This window comes from Streptomyces sp. NPDC055243 (assembly GCF_044544025.1).
Lineage (GTDB): Bacteria > Actinomycetota > Actinomycetes > Streptomycetales > Streptomycetaceae > Streptomyces.
Genome location: NZ_JBITWR010000001.1, coordinates 37,390 through 55,869, shown reverse-complemented (window position 1 = coordinate 55,869; position 18,480 = coordinate 37,390). Strand labels below are relative to the sequence as shown.

Sequence of the window (18,480 nt, the reverse complement as noted above, 5' to 3'; positions counted from 1 at the left end):
TCAGCCCCGGCAGGTCAGGGGTGGGCAGGTCAGGGGTGGGGGTGTCCCTGGTCGGGGTCGTCGTCGGGGGTCTGCCAGGTGGTGCCGCGCTGGGCTTCGCCGCTGGCGGGCTCGGCGCCCTGGGCGGGTTTGGTGGGCTCGGTGCCGCGGGCGGCGCGGCGCCGTCCGCTGACGAACATGGTGAGCAGGCCGACGACGACGGCGATCCCGACGATGATGAAGATCAGGGAACCGCCGCCCTCGACGGCCAGAACGGTGTGGCTGTGAGTGTGCATACAGGTCATGTACCCGATCCGCGGCGAGACCGGCCCGGCCAGTGGGGTGGTCAGGTGTGGTCGAGCGCCCAGGCCAGGGCGTGGTCGGCGATCTCCTCCCAGCCGCTCTGGGCGGGCATCAGATGGGATCGTCCCGGATACTCCACGATCTCGGTGACGGTGTTCGACTTGTAGTGCTTGGCGTTGGACTGCTGGATCTTCGGCGGCATCAGGTGGTCGTTCTCGCCCGAAACGAACAGCAGCGGTGCCCGGTCGTCGTTGCGGTAGTTCACGTACGAGTCGGCGTGGCCGGGGTGGATGTTGGCAAGGGCGCTGCCCCAGAACACATGGCCGGAGGCGGGGATGTGGTAGCGCTCGTACAGGGCGCGGGACTCGTCCTCGGGGAAGGTGTTGGTGAAGGCGTAGCGCCACTGGTCGTAGGTGAAGCCGACGGCCTTGTGCCGGTTGGCCGGGTTCTTCAGGACCGGGAACGTCGCTTTGAGCTGCGAGAGCGGAACCGTCGCCACTCCCTCGGTGGGCGCGGAGTTGATGGCCACTCCGGCGCGGCCGTATCCGTGGTCGAGCAGGATCTGGGTGAACACGCCGCCGGCGGAGTGACCCATGATGATCGGCTGCGTACCGAGGCCGTCGATCAGCTTCTCCAGCGACGAGATGATCGACGGGACGCTGAGTTCCTCGATCGGGGTGGGGTCGGCGTTGAGCGCCTCCACCTCCACCTCGAAACCGGGGTAGGCCGGGGCCAGCACCCTGAATCCCTGGGACTGGTAGCGGGTGATCCAGTGTTCCCAGCTGCGGGGTGTCACCCAGAAGCCGTGGATGAGGACGATGGTGTCGGGTTTCATGCGCGTTCGCTCCTTCAACGAGTGGCGGTGTACGCCGACTTGATGATCTTCGCGGCGGCTTCCGGGTGGGAGATCATGACCACGTGCGAGGACCGGATCTCGGTCACCCTGCTGCCTGCGCGCCCGGCCATGAAGCGCTGGGCGGCGGCGGGGATGACCTTGTCCTCGGTCGGGATCAGATACCAGGACGGGACGGTCTTCCACGCGGGCGCGCCGCTGGGGCCGCTGAGGCCCTGGACGCTGCCGGGGCGCTGGGTGGCCGCCATGAGGCGGGTGCGGGAGGCGGGCAGATCGGCGGCGAAGACGGCGCGGAACTTCGCGGCGTCGATGTAGCCGTCGGTGCCCGGGTCGCTGCCGGGCACGGGGTACTCCCGGCCGATCAGGGCGGCGCCCAGTTCACTGCCGGGGAACTGGCCCGCCAGTTGCAGCGCGCTCTCCCCCTTGTCGGGCGCGAACGCCCCCAGGTAGACCAGTGCCTTCACATGGGCGTGGCCGCGGGCGGCGTTGGTGATGACGACGCCGCCGTAGGAGTGGGCCGCCAGGATGACCGGCCCGTCGATGGTGTCCACCACGCTGGAGACGTAGGCGGCGTCGGCCGCGGTGTCGCGCAGCGGGTTGGCCGGCGCGATGACCGGGAAGCCGGCCTTCTGCAGCAGAGCGATCGTGTCGTTGAAGCCGGAGGCGTCGGCGAACGCCCCGTGCACGAGCACGACGGTCGGCTTGGGGCCCTGCTTCTCGGCCCGCACGGTTCCCTGGGAGGTCGCCTGGGCGGAGACCGCACCGGTGACGAGGAGAACGGCGGCGGCCAGTGCCGTCAGCAGACGACGCGGTGCCGGAACACGCATGACGAACCCTTTCGGAGAGAGCCGATGGGGAGAGCCGATCGGGATCACGAGGCGAGGAACGCGAGCAGGTCGGCGTCGAACTCGTCCTTGAACGCGCCCACGAGACCGTGCGGAGCACCCGGATAGACCTTCAGCGTCGCGTCCTTGACGAGCTTGGCCGACTCCGGTCCCGCGGCCACGATCGGCACGATCTGGTCGTCGTCGCCGTGGGCGACGAGGGTGGGGACGTCGAAGCGCCGCAGGTCCTCGGTGAAGTCGGTCTCGGAGAACGCGCGGATGCAGTCGAGCGCGCCCTTGAGCCCGACCTGCATGCTCTGCAGCCAGAACGCGTCCGACACACCCTGCGAGACCTTCGCACCGGGGCGGTTGAACCCGTAGAAGGGCAGGCTCAGTTCCTTGTAGAACTGCGACCGGTCCTCCGACACGCCCGCTCGGATGGCGTCGAACGCCTCGATCGGCAGTCCCCGCGGATTGGCGTCGGTCTTGAGCATGAGGGGCGGCACCGCGCCGAGCAGGACGGCCTTGGCGATCCGGGAGGTGCCGTGCCTGCCGATGTAGCGGGTCACCTCACCCCCGCCCGTCGAGTGGCCGACCAGCACGGCGTCGTGCAGGTCGCGGGCCTCGATCAGCTGGGCCAGGTCGTCGGCGTAGGTGTCCATGTCGTTGCCGTGCCACGGCTGGTCGGAGCGGCCGTGGCCGCGCCGGTCGTGCGCGATCGCACGGTAGCCGTGCGAGGCGACCAGGTGCAGTTGGTCGTCCCAGGCGTCGGCGTTCAGCGGCCAGCCGTGGCTGAACACCACCGGCCGTCCGCTGCCCCAGTCCTTGTAGTGGATCCCCGTGCCGTCGTGCGTCGTGATGGTGCCCATGGGAGCGCTCCCGTCAGCAGCCGGTGTCGGTGTCGGTGACCGACTCAGGTAGCGGGAAATCGTGCCAGTTCCGCGGGCGAGGTTCTTTGCCGTACGCGCCGAGAACTGTTCCCTGCGCGCCAAGGGTGCTGAAGAATCCCGAGGACGGCACGGCAGCGGAGGGGCCGCTGCTGTCGCCCTGGGGGGACCATGCTGGTTCTGGACACCGACGACTTACCCGCGGCCGACCGGATCGAGGCCTTCGAGGCCGTGGCCGTCGGGGAGAGCGGCTCCTGCTCGGTGGAGCAGGAGCATGGCGATGCCGGCATCCGCAAGAAGCTGGAGGTCTGGAACTTCGGTCCGCTGACCCTGTTCGCCACGCACGGCTCCGGCATGCGCATCTGGCGCACCCCGCGGCACGCGCGACGCGACGCGATGAACACCGTCTCGGTCATCACCCAGAGCCGGGGGACGGGGGCGTTCACCTGGAACGGCCATCAGCAGCACGTGGGGCCCGACGGCCTGGCCCTGGCCCACAAGACGGCGGGCTACGAGTACGCGTGGTCCGGGTCCGGCCTGTCCCTCGCGTTCATGGTGGACACCGAGCGTCTTGGCCTGCCCGAACATCAGGTCCAAGCCGCGATACCGCTCCTGCACCACAGCGACGTCGCGCCGTTGCTGCTGCATCACCTGCGCCAACTGCATCACCGCGCCGACCGGCTCAGCGCGGGCCCCGGCGCCGAGGCGCTCGCCTCCGCCACCCTGGAACTCACCCGCGCCCTCATCGTCTCGGTGGCCGCCGACGAACGCACCCGGCGCTCGGTCGCCCAGGAGACGCTCCTGACCCGCGTCCTCGCCTACATCCGCGCGCATCTGACCGACCCCGGTCTCACCCCCCACCGCATCGCCGCGGCCCACAACATCTCCGTACGGACCCTCTACCGGCTGTGCGAGCAGGGCGGCCTCGGCCTGGAGAAATGGATCATTCGCCGGCGTCTGGAAGGCACCCGCCACGACCTGGCCGCGCCCGAGCACGCCCACCGCACGATCGAGGCCGTCGCCCGGTCCTGGGGCTTCTCCAACCCCGCCCACTTCTCCCGCCGCTTCCGCGAGACCTACGGCGCCACACCCCGCCAGTGGCGCCGCCTCCATCACCCGGCAGCAGGTCTCAGCGGCTCCTCTCCTCCGTCTCCCGCTGCCGCGCGACCGCACGCCGTACCGCCTCGTCGATCTCGGGGAGGGCCGATGGAAGGTCGCTGAACACCACGTACTCGACCGTGGCCACCGCGTGCAGGCCCCGGACGAGGAACGCGTACTCCTGGCCCTCCTCCAGCAACAGCACGATCGGTTTGTCGAAGGCGCTGGCCCAGCCCATCTCGATGTGCGTGCCGGGAGAGGCGGGCAGGCCGGGGAAGGCCACGAACACGTCGGCCTTCCGGATCTCCTCCTGGTCGAGCGGGGTGCACTGGGCCGGGGCCATCAGTTCGGCCCCCCACGCCTCACGGCGGTGCGCGTTGTGGACGCTGAACCCGTGGCCCTCGAAGTGCTCGATCAAGGAGGCGAAGGGTGCCCGCGTTCCGGACGGCATCTCGCCGGTGGCGGGGTCGAGGAGCTGGAGGAAGGGCCCGGCGAGGAACAGGGTGGTGACGCCGAGCTCTCCGGCGAGGTCGTGGGCGGGGGTCGTCGTCATGCGGACACCTCGTGTTCGGCAGCGGTCCGGGGCCATCGGCAGAGCACCATCCGGCGGTACAGGGGCGGGAGTTCGTCGAGCAGCTCGTGGTCCGTCCCGGCCTCGTGGGTCAGTTGACGGTGCAGCTCGAAGAGGCCGAGCACGTCCTGCCAGTAGCGGGGCAGGGCGAGGGCGCGCAGCGCGGCGGGGCCGAGCCGCAGCCGGTCGGTGCGCAGTTGCGCCTCGATCCGCAGCACCTCGCGCACATGCGGCCAGTTGTCCCCCGCGGGCATCGCGGGGAACGCCTCCGGGGCGGTGTCGTTCATGCCCTCCCGCAGCACCCGTTCCACGAGCGGGGCGTCACTGTCGTACACATGCAGGGAGCCGACCTGGTGGACGTAGCCGCCGACCTCCACGCCCAGCTGCCTGGCGAGCATCTCCAGGAGGAAGGTGAAGGAGAAGACGTCGCTCACCATGCCCCGGTAGGCGTCGTTGGCACGCATGTAGCCGACGGCGTGCAACTGGCCCTCGCGGAGCATGAACTGCAGGGCGAGGGTGCACGCGACGTCGATGTTGCCCGGCTCGCGCAGCTCGCCCGGGTGGAAGATCTGCACGACCGCGCGTTTGCTGTCGGGGTCCTCGGCCAGGACGTCGATGACGCTGCGCCACTGATCGAGGCCCGTGCCCCGGTAGTCGAATATCCGTGGCCCGTAGGCGGTGCCGGTCAGGGTGGCGCCGTCGGAGGAGTACTTGCGGATGCTCGGCGCGTAGTGGGCGACGAGCTCCAGATCGGCCGAGCCGGACAGGTACCACAGGGCCTCGGCGAAGTTGAAGACCAGGTTGGATCTGCGCCCCGGCAGCGCGACATGGCGTTGCACGGGGTCCCGGACCAGGAATCCGGCGCCCAGCCGCTCCCGGCTGGGAAAGCCGCGCGGGGCGTTGCGGAACGACGCGCCGAGATAGGTGCTCCGCAGCTCCGTCAGGTAGGCGTCCTCGACGGTTTCGTAGGTGCTGTGCACGTGGCCCCCCATCAGTCCTTGTAGAAGCACTGGATGTACGCGTCACCGGAGGTGCCGTAGGTGTACTCGGTGGTGTCGTACGCGGTGTACGGGTGGCGCTCCACGTGGATGGTGCGGAAGTGCTTGACGTACTGCCAGCGCAGTTCGGGCTTGGTGCTGAAGAAGGGGATGAAGACCCCGCCGGGGCGCAGCGCGCGGACGACCTCGGGCATGGTCCTGCGCCACAGTTCCTCGTCCTTCCACACCTCCATGTCGAGTGCGGGGTCGAAGAACATCCCGTCGATGCTCTCCGACTCCAGCTCGAAGACGCGCTGGAAGAAGTCACCGCGCTCGATGGAGAGCGTGCCGGGCAGCCGCGGGTGCTGCTCGCGGAAGAGGTCCTCGACCTCGCCGAACAGTTCGAGGACCCGGTGGCTGCGGGTGGCGGGGTTCTCGGCGATGCGCAGGGCCGAGAGCCCCAGGCCAAGGCCCACCTCGTAGAAGTCCTTGCCGTGGCGGCAGAGCATGTCGGCGCTGGCCCACATCAGGTCGCGTTCCCAGGCCTGCATGGCCTGTTCGCCGCCGATGCTCAGTGTCACCTCGCCGTCGTGGTCGATGAGCTCGATCTCCGGTGCGGGGGTCGGTGCGGGGGTCTTCTCCATGTCAACCGTCCTTCGTCCGGCCGGTGGTCCGGCCGGTAATGGGGGTCGGGTGGGGGGTACGTGGTGCCGAGGTGGTGCGGGGGCCGTCTCAGCCATGGCCGGGTACGACGCCGAAGTGCCGCCGGGCGGTCGAGACGGCGAGGTCCTGCACGGCGAACACCGTGAAGTAGTAGGCCTGCGGGGCGGTGTCGGGAGCGAAGCGCACCCTGAACAGGACGTCCCTGGCGTGCTCGTCGGAGGCCCGGACCTTGACCCGGGCGGGTTCCACCGTGGTGTCGTCGCGCAGATAGCTCGGCAGGAACAGGCCGAGGCGTACGGGTCCGGGGCGGGCCGCGGTGAGCGAGGCGCGCACTTCGAGCACGCCGCCCTGCTCCACCTCGTCGGCCGCGTAGGCCAGCACGTGGGGTGCGTCGGGCACGCGGAAGGTGACGTCGCCGCAGCGCATGCACACCACGCAGACGGTGTCGAGGATGTGCGGCAGCAGTCCTCGCCGGGCGAACTCCTGGGCGGGACGGCCGCAGTGGCAGACCACCTCGCGCACGTCGGGGTCCAGGGAGCTGCGGTCACCGAAGTGGGCGGGGTAGTTCATGATCTCGTTCTCGGGGTTCTCCGCGACCTGCCCGGCGATCACGTGGTCGAGGGACTGCAGGTCCGCCGAGAGGGACTTGCGGACCTCGTCGGGCGACTGGTCGGCGAGGTGGGTGGGGCGGGCCACCCACAGGTCCACCTTGCGCGCGAGCTTGCCGAGGCGGGGGCGCAGGGTGTGGTTGTGCGGAAGGAGTTCCGAGCCGAGCAGCGCGGCGAGCCGGTGGCCGACCGTGAGGACCAGCCGGTCGGGCGCGTGCTCGGAGGGCGGCGGGGCCGCCGGGGTCTCCTCGGGCTGTCCCGGCAGCCCGAAGCGCATGAACGCCGGGTAGGGATGCGAGCCGGCCAGGCTGGCGTTGAGGGTGTCCACGGAGTCCGCGCCGGTGGCGGCGGCGAGCATCCAGGCGACGTTCTCGGGCCGGTCGGAGTCGTGCACGGAGACGGCCGACACGACCGTGCGGGCGGGGCTGTCCAGGGCGTTGAGCAGGAGTTGGTACTTGGGGTCGTAGAGCGCGAGGTCGGCGAGGGGGCCGCTGTTGCAGGCGCTGAGGACCAGTTCCGCCGCCTCGACGCGGTTGAGCGGGACGAGCTTGTCCTCGGGTTTGTAGCAGGGCAGTCCGTAGGCGCAGCGGGGGGCGAGGACGCCCGGCTGAGCGGGTGCGGTCTCGTTGAGGCCGCAGATGGTGAACTCGCCGAGGTTGATGCTGTCGTCCTTGCCGTGGCCCTGGAAGACGACGCGGCGCCACCGGGTGCCGAGGATCTCGGCCTGGATGTCCGCGCGTTCGAAGTCGCGGTCGTCGAAGACCTTGACGCCGGGCAGGTGCGGCGGCCGGTCGGTGTCCGTGAACAGGCCGAGCGCGTCGAGGCCCTCGGGCACCTGGGCGTACTGCTTGGCGACGTTCCACGCCACCGACGCGCCGTCGCGGCCGCTCAGGAGGGAGAGGCCGCGCCGGGCGTCGCGGTAGGTGGCCAGGAGGAGCGAGCGCACCGGATCGAGGTTGAGGCGGGCGTAGGTGCCCACCAGCAGGAGGGTGCCCGGGGCCCGGTCGACGAAGCCAGCGAGGTCGTCCTCGGTGAGCCACTCGCGGGCGAGCGGGCGGGCCAGGTCCACGACGGCGTCGGCCAGATCCGACCGGCCGAGTACGACGCCGAAGTCCAGGGGGGCCGGCCGGCGCACACCGGAGTAGAGGCGCGACGCCAGGGCCACGCTGTGCACCAGGTCGGCCCGGTCGTCGACCGGGACGGGGATCGGCGTCCGGTCGGGCGCGTCGAGGAACTCACCTACGGCCGGGGCGAGATCGGCGTACTTCACCGGGCTGAAGAGCGCGGTTTCCGGTGCTGGGTCCGACGGCTCGTGGCGCTGTCGGGAGACGGCAGACTTCATGAAGCGTTACCTCGTGTTCTTACGCTGACCCTGCGAGGAGTGACGTGTGTGGGACGGATGACTGGCTGGTGGTCGCGCTGTCTGGCGTCGGAAAGTGTCCGGCGGCGGCCGTGCCGCCCCCCGCCCGGTCACCGGCCCCCCGCGTCGGCGGGCTCGGGGGCCGTGGCCGCGCGGCCCATCAGGCTCCGGCAGGCGAAGGCCACGCAGGCGGCGACGAGCGACATGCCGAAGGCGGCGGCGAAGACGCCCCGCGGTCCGGCCGGTTCCATGAGGAGGCCGCCCGCCTGCTGGCCCAGCGCGTCCCCCACCACCGTGGCCAAGGAAGCCCAGGTGAAGGCCTCCGTCAGGGAACGGCCGTCCGCGAGGAGGCTGACCAGCGTCATCTCGCTGGCGGAGACGAGCGCGATGGGCACGCTGCCGACCGCGAGGGCCAGCGCCAGGGTCACCTGGGACGTCGCTAGGAGCGGAAGGCCGGTCCCGACGGCGAACGCGAGCACCAGGCGCGGGAAGCGCACGTGCACCGCGACCTCGGACTGGGAGCGTCCCAGCCAGAGGGCTCCCAGGGCGCTGCCGATGCCCCAGCAGGCGTACACCAGGCCGGTGCTGCCCCGCGAGCCGTGGTCGTCGACGAAGGCGGGGATCGCCAGCGTCATCAGCCCGATGGGCACGGCGCTGAGCGCCATGACGGCGGTCAGCGCGAGCATCGGCGATGACCGCAGAGGACCGAGCAGACCACCGTGGCCGGTCTTGTCCCCCGGGTCGTCGCCCGCCGCCCGTGCCGCGCTCTCGGTGCCGTCGGGCACCCGCGTGAAGGCCAGACCGATCGCTCCGACGCCGCCGATGACCGACACGGTGGTCAGCGCGGTCCCGGCCGATCCCGTCAGCATCAGCGCCGCGAGCATCAACGGCGCCCCGATCACCAGGACTTCGGTGAGCAGCGCCTCCCACAGGTAGGCGGTCTCGCGTTCGTCGTCGCGCAGCGGCAGGCGCGCCCACAGCGATCGCATGCAGGCGTTCGCCGGGGGCAGCGTGATGCCGGCGAGCACCGCGAGGGCAGGCTGCGCCCACTCCCCCGGTTCGGTCGTCCACACCAGCGCGGCGAGCGCCGCCGGATAGATCACGCCGGTCAGCACGAGCACGGTCCTGCGGCCCCGGCGGTCGACCCGGCGGGCGATGAGCGGGCTGCCCAGCGCCATGCCGACGGTGTAGAGCGCGGAGACCAGGCCCGCCTGGGCGTAGCTGCCGCCCTGTTCGCGCACGACGAGCACCATGGCCAGGGACATGAGGTAGACCGGCAGCCTGGAGACGACGCTCCACCAGGCGGGTCCGGCCACCTGACGGCGCGTGAGCAGGGCGGCGAGACGGCGGGCGAGACCGTTCGGCTTCACTTCCATGGTTCCTGTTCCGTGGTGGCCCGTTGCGGGCGTGCGGGTGCGGCGCATGAATGGCCCGGGGCGGGCCGGAGAGGGGGGCGGCTCAGCGCTGGAGTGTTCTGACCGCCGGTGCCTGGGTGATCACTTCGATCCTGAAGGCGTCGAGTACGCCGCGCATGCGCTTTTCCACCTCGGCGATCGACCCTCCGGTCACGTGGACGTATCCGGACGCGTTGTGCGAGGCGCGGCGCGCCTCCACGAGGTCCCCCTCGCGGAATCTGAGGACGCTTCTGACCACGCCGGGCAGGCGCAGCAGTTCGTCCTCGGGGGTGATCCGGTGCACGGTCCCCGAGCCGGGCAGCGGAAGCAGCAGGTCGCCCGCGCAGCCGCGCTCGGAGTAGGCCAGGGCGGGGCGGCGGCCGAGGTAGACGTCCAGCGTGGCGCCGAACACGTCGAAGCCGTAGGCGTACCCGTGGTTGGCGGTGATCTCGCAGCCCGCGAGACGGACCCCGATCTCGCCCGCGTACATCTCGTGGCCGACGAGGAAGAACTCCATGTGCAGGTACCCGTGGTCGATCCCCATGCCGGTGACGATCCGCTGGAGCATGCCCCGCAGGTCGAAGGGCGGTCCTTCGTCGGTGGCGACGCTGATGTTGGCGTTCATCGCGCCGTCGACGATGTCCAGCGGGCGGCACGGCATCGCGCTCGGCCACGCGTCCAGGACCTCGCCCGCGTGGACGAGCGCGCACACCTCCCACTCCGTCCCGCCCAGATGCTCCTCGACCAGCCAGGACCGGTCGCCCAGGGCCACGTCGCGCAGCTGCCCGGGGCCGGTGAGCCGGAAGGTGTCGACGCAGGCGAAGGAGTCCACGGGCTTGAGTACCACGGGCCAGCCGCACCGCGCGGCGAAGTCCTCGATCTCCTCCGCGGTGGAGACGCGCGCGTAGCGGGCGGTGAGCAGCCCCAGCTCGCGGAACTTGTCCTTCATCGCCGCCTTGTCGCGCACCCAGCTCACCTGACGTTCCGTCATGTGTGGCAGGCCCGCCAGCTCCGCGAACCGCTGGGCGATGTCCTGGCGCGGCTCGGAGGGGTTGCAGAACCGGGTGGGTGCGACGGGCAGGTGCGTGGCCCAGACGCGGTAGCGGGCCGCCTCCTCCTCCAGGGGCAGCCGCTCGTTCACCCAGAACGCGGGCAGGTGCTCGGTCTGGCGCATGTACGCGTCGGTGAGGTCCTTGCGGGCGGAGGCGAACCGCAGCAGCACCAGGCGGCCGGGCAGGGCGTCCGCCGCGTACCGGGTGAAGGAGGAGGCGCGGTCGTCCGCCATCAGGAGCACCGGCGCGGGCGTGTTCACGCGGTCTCCAGTGCCTGGCGGACCGACTTGACCGCGAGGACCTGTTCGGCTTCGGAGAGCTCGGGGGAGAGCGGCACGCACAGGGTGCGGTCGAGGAGGTCCCTGGTCCTTGCGAAGCCGTCGCGGCTGAGGGCGAGCGGCTGGTCGGGGGCGAGGTTCCAGGGGAAGCCGTCGGCGTAGAGGGAGCGCCGTCCGGCGACCACCGGATGGTCGGGCAGCAGGTATTTGTTGAGCGTCCAGTTGGCGATGGACCGCTCGGTGAGGGCGGACACGGCCGCGTCGCGCAACTCCCGGCTCTCGCAGCGGAACCGGAGGCTGATCTTCACGTCGCCCGCGGCTCGGGGCAGGATGTCGAGGCCGGCGCGGTGGGGCAGTTCCTCCATGGCGATGGCGTGGTGGCGCTCCAGGCCGGAGAGCACCTCGTCGAGGTGGCGGAACTGCTGGTACTGGATCGCCGCGACCTCCTCGCTGGTGACCAGGTTCTCGCCGTAGTAGGCGTCCTCGTTCCAGGTGGGGTAGCGGCCGGGCACTCGCGCGGAGCCGTGGTCGTGGTAGCAGCGCATCGTCTCCCACGCGGCCGCGTCGTTCGTGACGAGCAGGCCGCCCTCGCCCGAGGTCAGCACCTTGTTGTGGTGGAAGCTGAAGGTGCCCGCGTAGCCGCGGGTGCCGGTGTGCCGCCCGTCGGGGAACGTGGCGCCGAGCGCCTGGGCGCTGTCCTCGATGACGTACGGGACGCCGTCCGGCAGGGGCGCGACCGTGCCCTCCATATGGGCGACGACGGCCCGTTGGGTGCCATCGGGCAGCAGCGAGGTGTCCATGGACAGCGATTCGTCGACATCCACCAGGACCGGTATGAGGCCGCTGGAGAGGACGGCGCCCGCCACGGCGACGAACGTGACCGCCGGTATGTGCACGAGGTCCCCGACGCGCGGCCGGGTGGAGACCAGGGCGAGCCGCAGCGCCTCGGTGCAGTTGTGCACCGCGAGGACGTGGCCCGCGCCGAGCCGTTCGCCGACCCGGCGTTCGAGCCGCGATGCGACGCTCTCGCTCTCCGTCTGGTAGCGGAAGAGGACCCCGTGCTCGATCGCGGCCCGCAGCTCGTGCATGTCGGGCCAGTCGAGATAGTTGGCGCCGTACGGGAGGAACCGTAAGCCGAGCCGTTTGTCGATGCTCATGTCGCGTCAGCCTCCGTGATGGGGTGCACCGCGGCGTCGACGACCATCTCCTGGCCTCGGTAGTTGCGGAGCAGCAGACCTTCGGGGATGCGGGTGAAGTACGGCTGGGCGATGGGGATCTTGCCGATCCTGGTCGTCAGGACGTACTGCGGCACGCCGAAGCCGGTGATGTGCCCCTGGAGGCCCTCCATGATTTCCCAGCCCTTCTCGATGGAGGTCATGAAGTGGGACACGCCGGTGACGTTGTCGCAGTGGTAGAGGTAGTAGGGCCGGACCCGGATGCGCAGCAGCTCGGTCATCAGCGTGCGCATCGTCGTGACGTCGTCGTTGACGCCCCGCAGCAGGACGGTCTGGTTCCCCACCGGGATGCCGTGGCGCAGCAGTCGGTCGACCGCGGCGGCGGACTCGGGGGTGATCTCCTTGGGATGGTTGAAGTGCGTGTTCAGCCAGACCGGGTGGTAGCGCGCGAGCATCTCGCACAGCTCGTCCGTGACGCGCTGGGGCAGCAGGACCGGGAACCGGCTGCCGATCCGGATGATCTCCACGCTGGGGATCGCCCGCAGCCCGGAGATGATCTCTTCGAGTTTCCCGTCCCGGTACGAGAGCGGGTCGCCACCGGTGAGCAACACGTCCCGGATCTCGGGGTGTTCGGCGATGTAGCGCAGGTCCTCTTCGAAGGACTCGCCCTCGTTGTCCCGGAAGTAGCTGCCGTCGACGTCGGTGGTGTGGAACTTGCGGGTGCAGTGCCGGCAGTAGACCGGGCAGGCCTCGGTGATCAGCATGATCACGCGGTCCGGGTACTTGTGCACCACCCGGTTGGTCTTGCGGTAGAACATGTCGCCGACGGGGTCGACCTCGGCGCCGCTGAACTCCGCGAGTTCCCCGAGCGCGGGTACGGCCTGCTGACGGATCGGGCAGGTGGGATCGTCCGGGTCCATCAGGGACGCGTAGTAGGGGGTGACGCTCCAGCGGTACTTGCCCGCCGATTTCTCGATGGCCTGTTCCTCGTCGGCGGTGAGGTTGATCCACTGCCGTGCCTTGTCGACGTTGGTGACGCGCTTGCGCATGTGCCAGCGCCAGTCGTTCCACTCCGCTTCGGTGATCTCGGTGATCTCCGGCCGGTCCGGAAAGAGGTGGCGGTCCGCGTCTGTGTCTCCGGGAGTGCGGGGCATGGTTTCTCCTGGTTCGGCGGGTGAGTGACCTGTCACAGGGGTGCGAGGGAGAGCTGGCGCAGGGTGCGGGCGACGCGCTGGGCGCCCCGCAGGTCGTCCGCGGCGCCGTCGAGCGCGGCCCACGGGTCCGGTGCGCCTGGTTCCCCGGGCGCCCAGAGGGACGGATCGTGCGGGTCGGCGGCCACCGGGACCGGGACGGCTCGGGCGACCCGCTCGGCCAGGTCGCGCTGGCGGTCACCGAGCGGCGGCAGCAGGGCGAGCGGCGCGCGCCGGGCCTGGGCCAGTGCCACCGCGCCCAGGGTGGGGGCGGCCAGGAGCAGTTCGGCACCGGCGTGCAGGGCGTCGACATCGGTGTCGGCGGCGCGCCGGACACGTACGCCGTCGAGTCCTTCGAGCGCGTCACACACCCGGTCGAGGCGGGTGTCGCAGACGACCTCGCACCGCTGTGTGCGGCGTACCGCCTCGGCGGCCAGCTGTCGCAGCGGCCCGGAGGTGAACGGGTCGGCCTCCGCGTCCGGGACGCCCCACAGGGAGAGCAGCAGCAGACTGCCGTGCCGGTCGCGTCCGCGCGCCGACCGGGCGGGCGCGAGGACCCCGGTGGTGCGGGCGCCGCCCGGTGTCGCGGGCCACGGTCCGGGAAGCCAGCCCGGCCGGTGCACCCGGTGCAGGGCCCGGTCGGCGGCGGGTTCGACGGCGGCCCGGTGTCCCGAGCTCAGCCGCACGACCGGTACGCCGAGGTCGAGGAGGCGGCGGGTGGCGGCATCGTCGTCGCAGACCAGCGCCACGTCCGGCGGCGGCCCGTCGCCGCCGGGCCGCGCCTCGTCGCCGGTCTCCTCAAGTCCCGCCAGGTGCGCGGCGACGCGCCGTCCGGCGAGCAGCGAGTCCAGTTCGTCGTCCCGCGACACCAGGAGCACCCGGCGCGGTGCGGGGCCGGTCGGCGGCGGGGTGGGCCCGCCGGTGCTCAGTACTGCCATGGTGCCGCCGTCCCGAGCCGGGCGACGTCGTCGCTGTAACCGGCGGCCGTGGTGGAGCAGCCGCCGCACATGTCGGGTCCGCGCTCGCGGAAGAAGTCCGCGTGGGTGCGGAAGACCGGCGTATCGAGGTGGATGGTGCCGCCTTCGCGCAGCGGGGCGCCGCCCAGTTCCTCCCCTTCGCGGTGCGGGAGGCAGCTGCAGGCGTACATGCGTCCGTACTTGCCGTCGATGTAGATCACGTCGTCCACGACATGACACAGGGGTTCGGAGGCGCGCGGGGTCAGCGACTCACCGAAATAGCGATCCTGCTCCGCACGGGTGTCTCCGTAGAAGCGCTTGCCGAGCGGCACGAGCAGGGTGCCGGGATCGGCGTCGTAGATCGGGTCGCAGACCGCGCGCACGTGATCGGGGTCGGGATAGGTGATGGAGCGCTCCAGCTTCAGGGCGGAGAGTTCCCACTGCTTGACGCCGGCCTCGGTCAGCACCTTCTGCAGGTCCGGCATCTCGGTGTAGTTGTGCGGCCCGACCACGGTGTTGACCCGGGGCAGGACACCGAGGGCGGCGGCGTCGCGCAGCCCTCGCAGGCCGTTGTCGAACATGCCGGGGGAACGCCGGTAGACGTCGTGGGTGGCGGCCGATCCGCCGTCGAGGCTGACGATCACCTGGGCGAGGCCCGCCTCGGCGAGGCGCGGGGCCTTCTTCGGCAGCATCATGCCATTGGTGATCATGGACATCTTCATGCCTGCGTCCGTGCCCGCCCGCACCAGCTCGACGACGTCCCGGTGCATGAGCGGTTCGCCGCCGGTGAACCGCACATAGGCCACTCCCGCCGCACGGGCCTTGGGCAGCAGTTCGGCGAAGTCCTCGAGGGAGAAGCGGAACGTGTCGCGGGAGAGCGCGAACTCGCACATGAAGCAGTCCGCGTTGCAGGCTTCCAGGATTCTGATGAAGAGGTAGCGCTGACGTTCAGTCATGTACGTCGATGCCTTCCTGGACGGTGCGCGGAACCGCGAGCCGGGCGGGCCCGGGCAGCGGCTCCCTGTCGAGTACGTCGAGCAGGGCGTCGGCCACCTGCGCGGCGCCACCGGTGCCGACGCGGGCGGCGAGCCCTCCCCAGTCGGCGCCGTCCGCCGCGCGCCGCAGCGCCTCAAGGACGCCGTCGCGTACGGCGGTCACGGTGCGCGGGGCGTTGGGCGCCTCGGCGGCGGCGGTGATCCCCCCGTAGATGACCCGCAGGGCCGCGTCCTCGCCCTGTGGTCGATGGGCCAGGGCCGCGTCCTCGGTGAACACGGTCGGCGGCCAGACGACTCTGACGTCGGCCATGACGGCCCGGCTGTGGAAGCGGCCGTTGAAGATCTGGCTGAGGTTCTGCGGCGGCAGGCAGACCGTGGGCACCGAGAGGCTCCCGGCCTCCAGGAGCGTGGTCAGACCCGGCGAGGTGAGCAGCAGGTCGCAGGCGGCGAGCCGGTGGAGGAACTCGCCGTGGTCGAGCGGACCGGCCGTGACGCTGAGGGCGCTGTCGCTCGCCCCGCAGAGCCGCCGGGCCAGATCGGCGGGGAGATTGCCCGCCACATGCGCCTCGCGGACCCCGTACGCGCCGAGGACTTCGAGCACCGCGGGCACGACGATCTCCGGATAGCGCGTCCAGTCGGCCAGGCCGGGGGCGCGCAGGCCCCCCAGGTTGACCAGAGCGCTCCGGAAGGGTTCCGGGCGGCTGCCCCGGGGCCGAGGCGATTCGGGGGGAGCGCCGATCACGGCTTCGACCCAGCGCAGTTCGCGTACGGAGGCGAGTACGCCGAGACACTCCTGCGGCAACTCGACGCACTGTTGCGCGCAGTAGACGGAGGCCTCGAGCGGGAGTTCGGCCAGGTCCCCCTCGGTCCACAGGAACGGCAGGCTGTCGACGAACACGGTCGGCACACCCGCCGCTTCCAGTGCCATGGCCGCGGGACCGTCGAGCACGACGACGGCCGCGTCGATCCCCTCCGCCGCCACGACCTTCGCCATCGCGTCGGCGCCCTCCCCCGCGGACACCCCGGCCGGCAGGTCGTACCAGCGGTCGACGGCGTGCTGGGACAGGAGCGGCCGGCCCAGGCCCGACGCGAGGCCGACGAACCGCAGCGGGCGGGGGGACCGTGCGCGCAGCGCGGCCAGGACGGCGCTCAGTTTGCCGGAGCTGCCCCAGCCGAACTCGGCGCCCGCGACGGCGACGGTGGCCGGCTCGGTGCCGGCGGTGGCGACGGGTGCGCCCGGGACGGGGACGGGTTTCTCCCGGACGTCTCGCGCATCCGGACGGCTTGCACCATGCATCGTTCTGTCCAACTCCCTTGCTGGGGCCGGGGTGTGGCCCCTGTCGGGTGAGTGCGGGGAGGGAATGCCACGTCGGGGTGAGGGTGGATTCGTGCTGCGCCACGGGGGGTCGGACCGGGGCGGACTCCGGCGAGTGATCCCCTCCGGTTCTCACACGATCACCCCTGCTCCCGGGTGGCGCAAAGGCCCCCCGGTCACCTTCTGGCCACCGATAAGTAGTTGCGAACTACTCGCAATAAGACGCCTCACCCCTGCCCCGGCTCAACGGAGTTTGACGTTCCAAGCGCTGGTGGCCCAAGGGCGCGCCTGCGGGACACGCGGCCGCGGAGGGACCCGGCACCCATCTCCAACAAGCCACTTCGACGACCGAAGACCGTCAGGAGCACACCCCGGAACAACGGCCGAAAGAGGCCACTGGCACATGCCCTAGTCGACGTACGACGCGAGGGTGCCGCGGCGTCGGACGTCGAGGGTCGCGCAGCGGAAAGAGCCGCCGAACGGCGCGTAGTCCAGCAGGTCGCACGGGATCGGCTCGAACCCCCACTTCTCCAGGGCGCGCAGGGTGTCGGTGTGGTGCCGATCGGCGACGACCCGCTTCTCGTCGATCATGAGCACGTTCATGTTGAGCCACTTGCCGCGCATCGAGGTCATCTTGAGCAGGCGCTCGTCCAGGGGGTTGGGCTCGGGGGCGATCAGGACGTCCCACGAGCGCAGGACATCGGGCAGGCGGTCGACGTCGATGTACTCGGGATTGACCAGCACCTTGCCTGGCGCGAGCAGGAGGAATGTCGTGTCGATGTGCATCGGCGTCCGGCAGCGGCTCTCGACCTCGTGGATGCGGTAGCCGGGCCCGAGGTGACGGCGCAGCCACCTCGATGCCCATCTGGTTGGTGACATTGCTCCGCGTCACGAACAGATCGCGTCCCGCGCGGACGAAATCCGCGGCGTCGAAGACCGGCTCGAACTCGGTGAGGATGCAGCGCATGGGCTCGTCGGCCTCGGGGACGCTGAAGTCCGCATCGAAGAGTTCGTCGGTGAGCTGCGGTCGCGGCGCCCCCGTCCAGCGCGCCCCGCGCCGGAAGTAGGCCTTGAGGATCGTGCGGTACGTGTGGGTCTCGAAGTACCGGCACGGCCAGGCCATCGGGGTCTCGATGATCTCGTCGCCGATCACGAGCATGCTGTCCCGCGGGCAGGTGTCGCAGAATCCGCGCGACGACCAGTCGGGGGTACCGAAGCGCTGCCGGTGGTCGACCGCGTCCGGGCGCGTGACCGTGACGCCGAGGGACCGCAGGAGAGCGATGAACTGTTCGAGCTCCTGCTGGGCCGGCTCGATCAGCAGGCCCGGATACTCGAAGCCGCCGGCGAGCCCTTGCAGTCGCGCCGCCCACGGCGGGATGTTGCAGGCGACCACCGGATGGTCGGAGGGGATGGTCGCACCCTCGAGACGCCCGACGATGATCTCTTCCAGCGGGTCCCACTCGGTGGGGGACCGCACCGGCGAAACAAGAGGCCGCGTCCAGCGGGTCCCACTCGGTGGGGGACCGCACCGGCGAAACAAGAGGCCGCGCCCCGTCCGGTGCCGTGGGCGCCGGGGTCGACATGGGGGATCGCCTCCCGTGTCTCGACGTGCCGAGCAGACCGGGTCTCCCCGCAGTTCGACCCTGGACCCAGAGCGCGCCGTGCGCCTCCTGCCCCATGGGGGACCCGGTGGGACGCCCGGTTCGCGCCCCTCGGGGCCCCGGCGGAAACTCTTCCCTCATGGGGCGCACCTCCTGGCGCCGCTCCCTTGATACTGACCTCAGGTCCCGCACCTCTCAGCATCGCCCAGCCGCCCGCCGGGACACGCCGCATCGGGAATCGCCAAGATCGAGAACTAGTCACGCACAGCCTGCCCTGCGAAAATCCAGTGCAGTGGCCCAGCTGATACGCCCACCAGGAGGTACCCGTGAAGATGCTGATCAACGTCCCTTAGTTTGGCGCGGCCGCAGGTCACGGCCATGCTTGGAGGCCCTTGGTCAGC

At 71.0% G+C, this 18,480-nt stretch carries 16 protein-coding genes and 1 pseudogene; 1 reads left to right on the top strand and 16 read right to left on the bottom strand.

Features of this window, described 5'->3' with window-relative positions:
• Positions 1-29 precede the first annotated feature (29 nt).
• From ACIGXX_RS00295 to ACIGXX_RS00280, 4 genes are read right to left on the bottom strand one after another with little or no spacing between them, the layout of a single operon-like run.
• Positions 30-275 carry a DUF6479 family protein gene (locus tag ACIGXX_RS00295; protein ID WP_351157346.1) on the bottom strand — a complete coding sequence of 82 codons (246 nt, stop codon included), beginning with the start codon at positions 273-275 and terminating at the stop codon, positions 30-32.
• A 50-nt stretch (positions 276-325) separates the two neighbouring features.
• A complete protein-coding gene (locus tag ACIGXX_RS00290; RefSeq protein WP_351157348.1) occupies positions 326-1,117 on the bottom strand; it encodes an alpha/beta hydrolase in 792 nt (263 codons plus the stop codon).
• Between the two features lie 14 nt (positions 1,118-1,131).
• Positions 1,132-1,962: an alpha/beta hydrolase gene (locus ACIGXX_RS00285; protein ID WP_351157350.1), complete on the bottom strand. Its 831-nt coding sequence runs from the start codon at positions 1,960-1,962 to the stop codon at positions 1,132-1,134.
• A 44-nt stretch (positions 1,963-2,006) separates the two neighbouring features.
• Positions 2,007-2,828: an alpha/beta fold hydrolase gene (locus tag ACIGXX_RS00280; protein ID WP_399971366.1), complete on the bottom strand. Its 822-nt coding sequence runs from the start codon at positions 2,826-2,828 to the stop codon at positions 2,007-2,009.
• A 189-nt stretch (positions 2,829-3,017) separates the two neighbouring features.
• Between ACIGXX_RS00280 and ACIGXX_RS00275 the strand changes: the two genes are divergently transcribed.
• Positions 3,018-4,067, top strand: coding sequence for a helix-turn-helix domain-containing protein (locus ACIGXX_RS00275; RefSeq protein ID WP_399971364.1), 1,050 nt, complete (start codon positions 3,018-3,020; stop codon positions 4,065-4,067).
• On the opposite strand, the gene ACIGXX_RS00270 is transcribed toward ACIGXX_RS00275, so the two are convergent.
• The 12 genes and pseudogenes from ACIGXX_RS00270 to ACIGXX_RS00215 form a co-directional block, all read right to left on the bottom strand.
• Positions 3,976-4,497 carry a hypothetical protein gene (locus ACIGXX_RS00270; RefSeq protein ID WP_351157358.1) on the bottom strand — a complete coding sequence of 174 codons (522 nt, stop codon included), beginning with the start codon at positions 4,495-4,497 and terminating at the stop codon, positions 3,976-3,978. The two genes, ACIGXX_RS00275 and ACIGXX_RS00270, sit on opposite strands and share 92 nt — an antisense overlap.
• Positions 4,494-5,495: a thymidylate synthase gene (locus ACIGXX_RS00265; RefSeq protein WP_399971361.1), complete on the bottom strand. Its 1,002-nt coding sequence runs from the start codon at positions 5,493-5,495 to the stop codon at positions 4,494-4,496. Before ACIGXX_RS00265 ends, ACIGXX_RS00270 begins: the two co-directional genes overlap by 4 nt.
• A gap of 11 nt (positions 5,496-5,506) precedes the next feature.
• A complete protein-coding gene (locus ACIGXX_RS00260) occupies positions 5,507-6,136 on the bottom strand; it encodes a class I SAM-dependent methyltransferase (RefSeq protein WP_351157362.1) in 630 nt (209 codons plus the stop codon).
• A gap of 88 nt (positions 6,137-6,224) precedes the next feature.
• Positions 6,225-8,105 (bottom strand): hypothetical protein, encoded by a 1,881-nt coding sequence (locus ACIGXX_RS00255; RefSeq protein WP_399971358.1) that lies wholly within the window; start codon positions 8,103-8,105, stop codon positions 6,225-6,227.
• A gap of 128 nt (positions 8,106-8,233) precedes the next feature.
• Positions 8,234-9,499: an MFS transporter gene (locus ACIGXX_RS00250; RefSeq protein ID WP_399971356.1), complete on the bottom strand. Its 1,266-nt coding sequence runs from the start codon at positions 9,497-9,499 to the stop codon at positions 8,234-8,236.
• Between the two features lie 82 nt (positions 9,500-9,581).
• Positions 9,582-10,829, bottom strand: coding sequence for an ATP-dependent carboxylate-amine ligase (locus ACIGXX_RS00245; RefSeq protein ID WP_361473206.1), 1,248 nt, complete (start codon positions 10,827-10,829; stop codon positions 9,582-9,584).
• On the bottom strand, positions 10,826-12,004 hold the full coding sequence (locus ACIGXX_RS00240; RefSeq protein ID WP_361473203.1) for a DegT/DnrJ/EryC1/StrS family aminotransferase: 1,179 nt from the start codon (positions 12,002-12,004) through the stop codon (positions 10,826-10,828). The genes ACIGXX_RS00245 and ACIGXX_RS00240 overlap by 4 nt, the downstream gene beginning before the upstream one ends.
• Positions 12,001-13,176 (bottom strand): arginine 2,3-aminomutase, encoded by a 1,176-nt coding sequence (gene blsG, locus ACIGXX_RS00235; RefSeq protein ID WP_351157375.1) that lies wholly within the window; start codon positions 13,174-13,176, stop codon positions 12,001-12,003. Before blsG ends, ACIGXX_RS00240 begins: the two co-directional genes overlap by 4 nt.
• Before the next feature lie 32 nt (positions 13,177-13,208).
• Complete coding sequence (gene blsF / locus ACIGXX_RS00230; protein ID WP_399971353.1) at positions 13,209-14,150, bottom strand: CGA synthase-related protein; 942 nt, start codon at positions 14,148-14,150, stop codon at positions 13,209-13,211.
• The gene (gene blsE, locus ACIGXX_RS00225) at positions 14,138-15,124 is read right to left on the bottom strand and encodes a cytosylglucuronate decarboxylase (RefSeq protein WP_351157379.1); all 987 of its coding nucleotides are present in this window, start codon (positions 15,122-15,124) and stop codon (positions 14,138-14,140) included. The genes blsF and blsE overlap by 13 nt, the downstream gene beginning before the upstream one ends.
• Positions 15,117-16,460 (bottom strand): hydroxymethylcytosylglucuronate/cytosylglucuronate synthase, encoded by a 1,344-nt coding sequence (locus ACIGXX_RS00220; RefSeq protein ID WP_399971350.1) that lies wholly within the window; start codon positions 16,458-16,460, stop codon positions 15,117-15,119. Before ACIGXX_RS00220 ends, blsE begins: the two co-directional genes overlap by 8 nt.
• 426 nt (positions 16,461-16,886) lie before the next feature.
• Positions 16,887-18,018, bottom strand: a pseudogene (locus ACIGXX_RS00215) (amidinotransferase).
• Positions 18,019-18,480 lie beyond the last annotated feature (462 nt).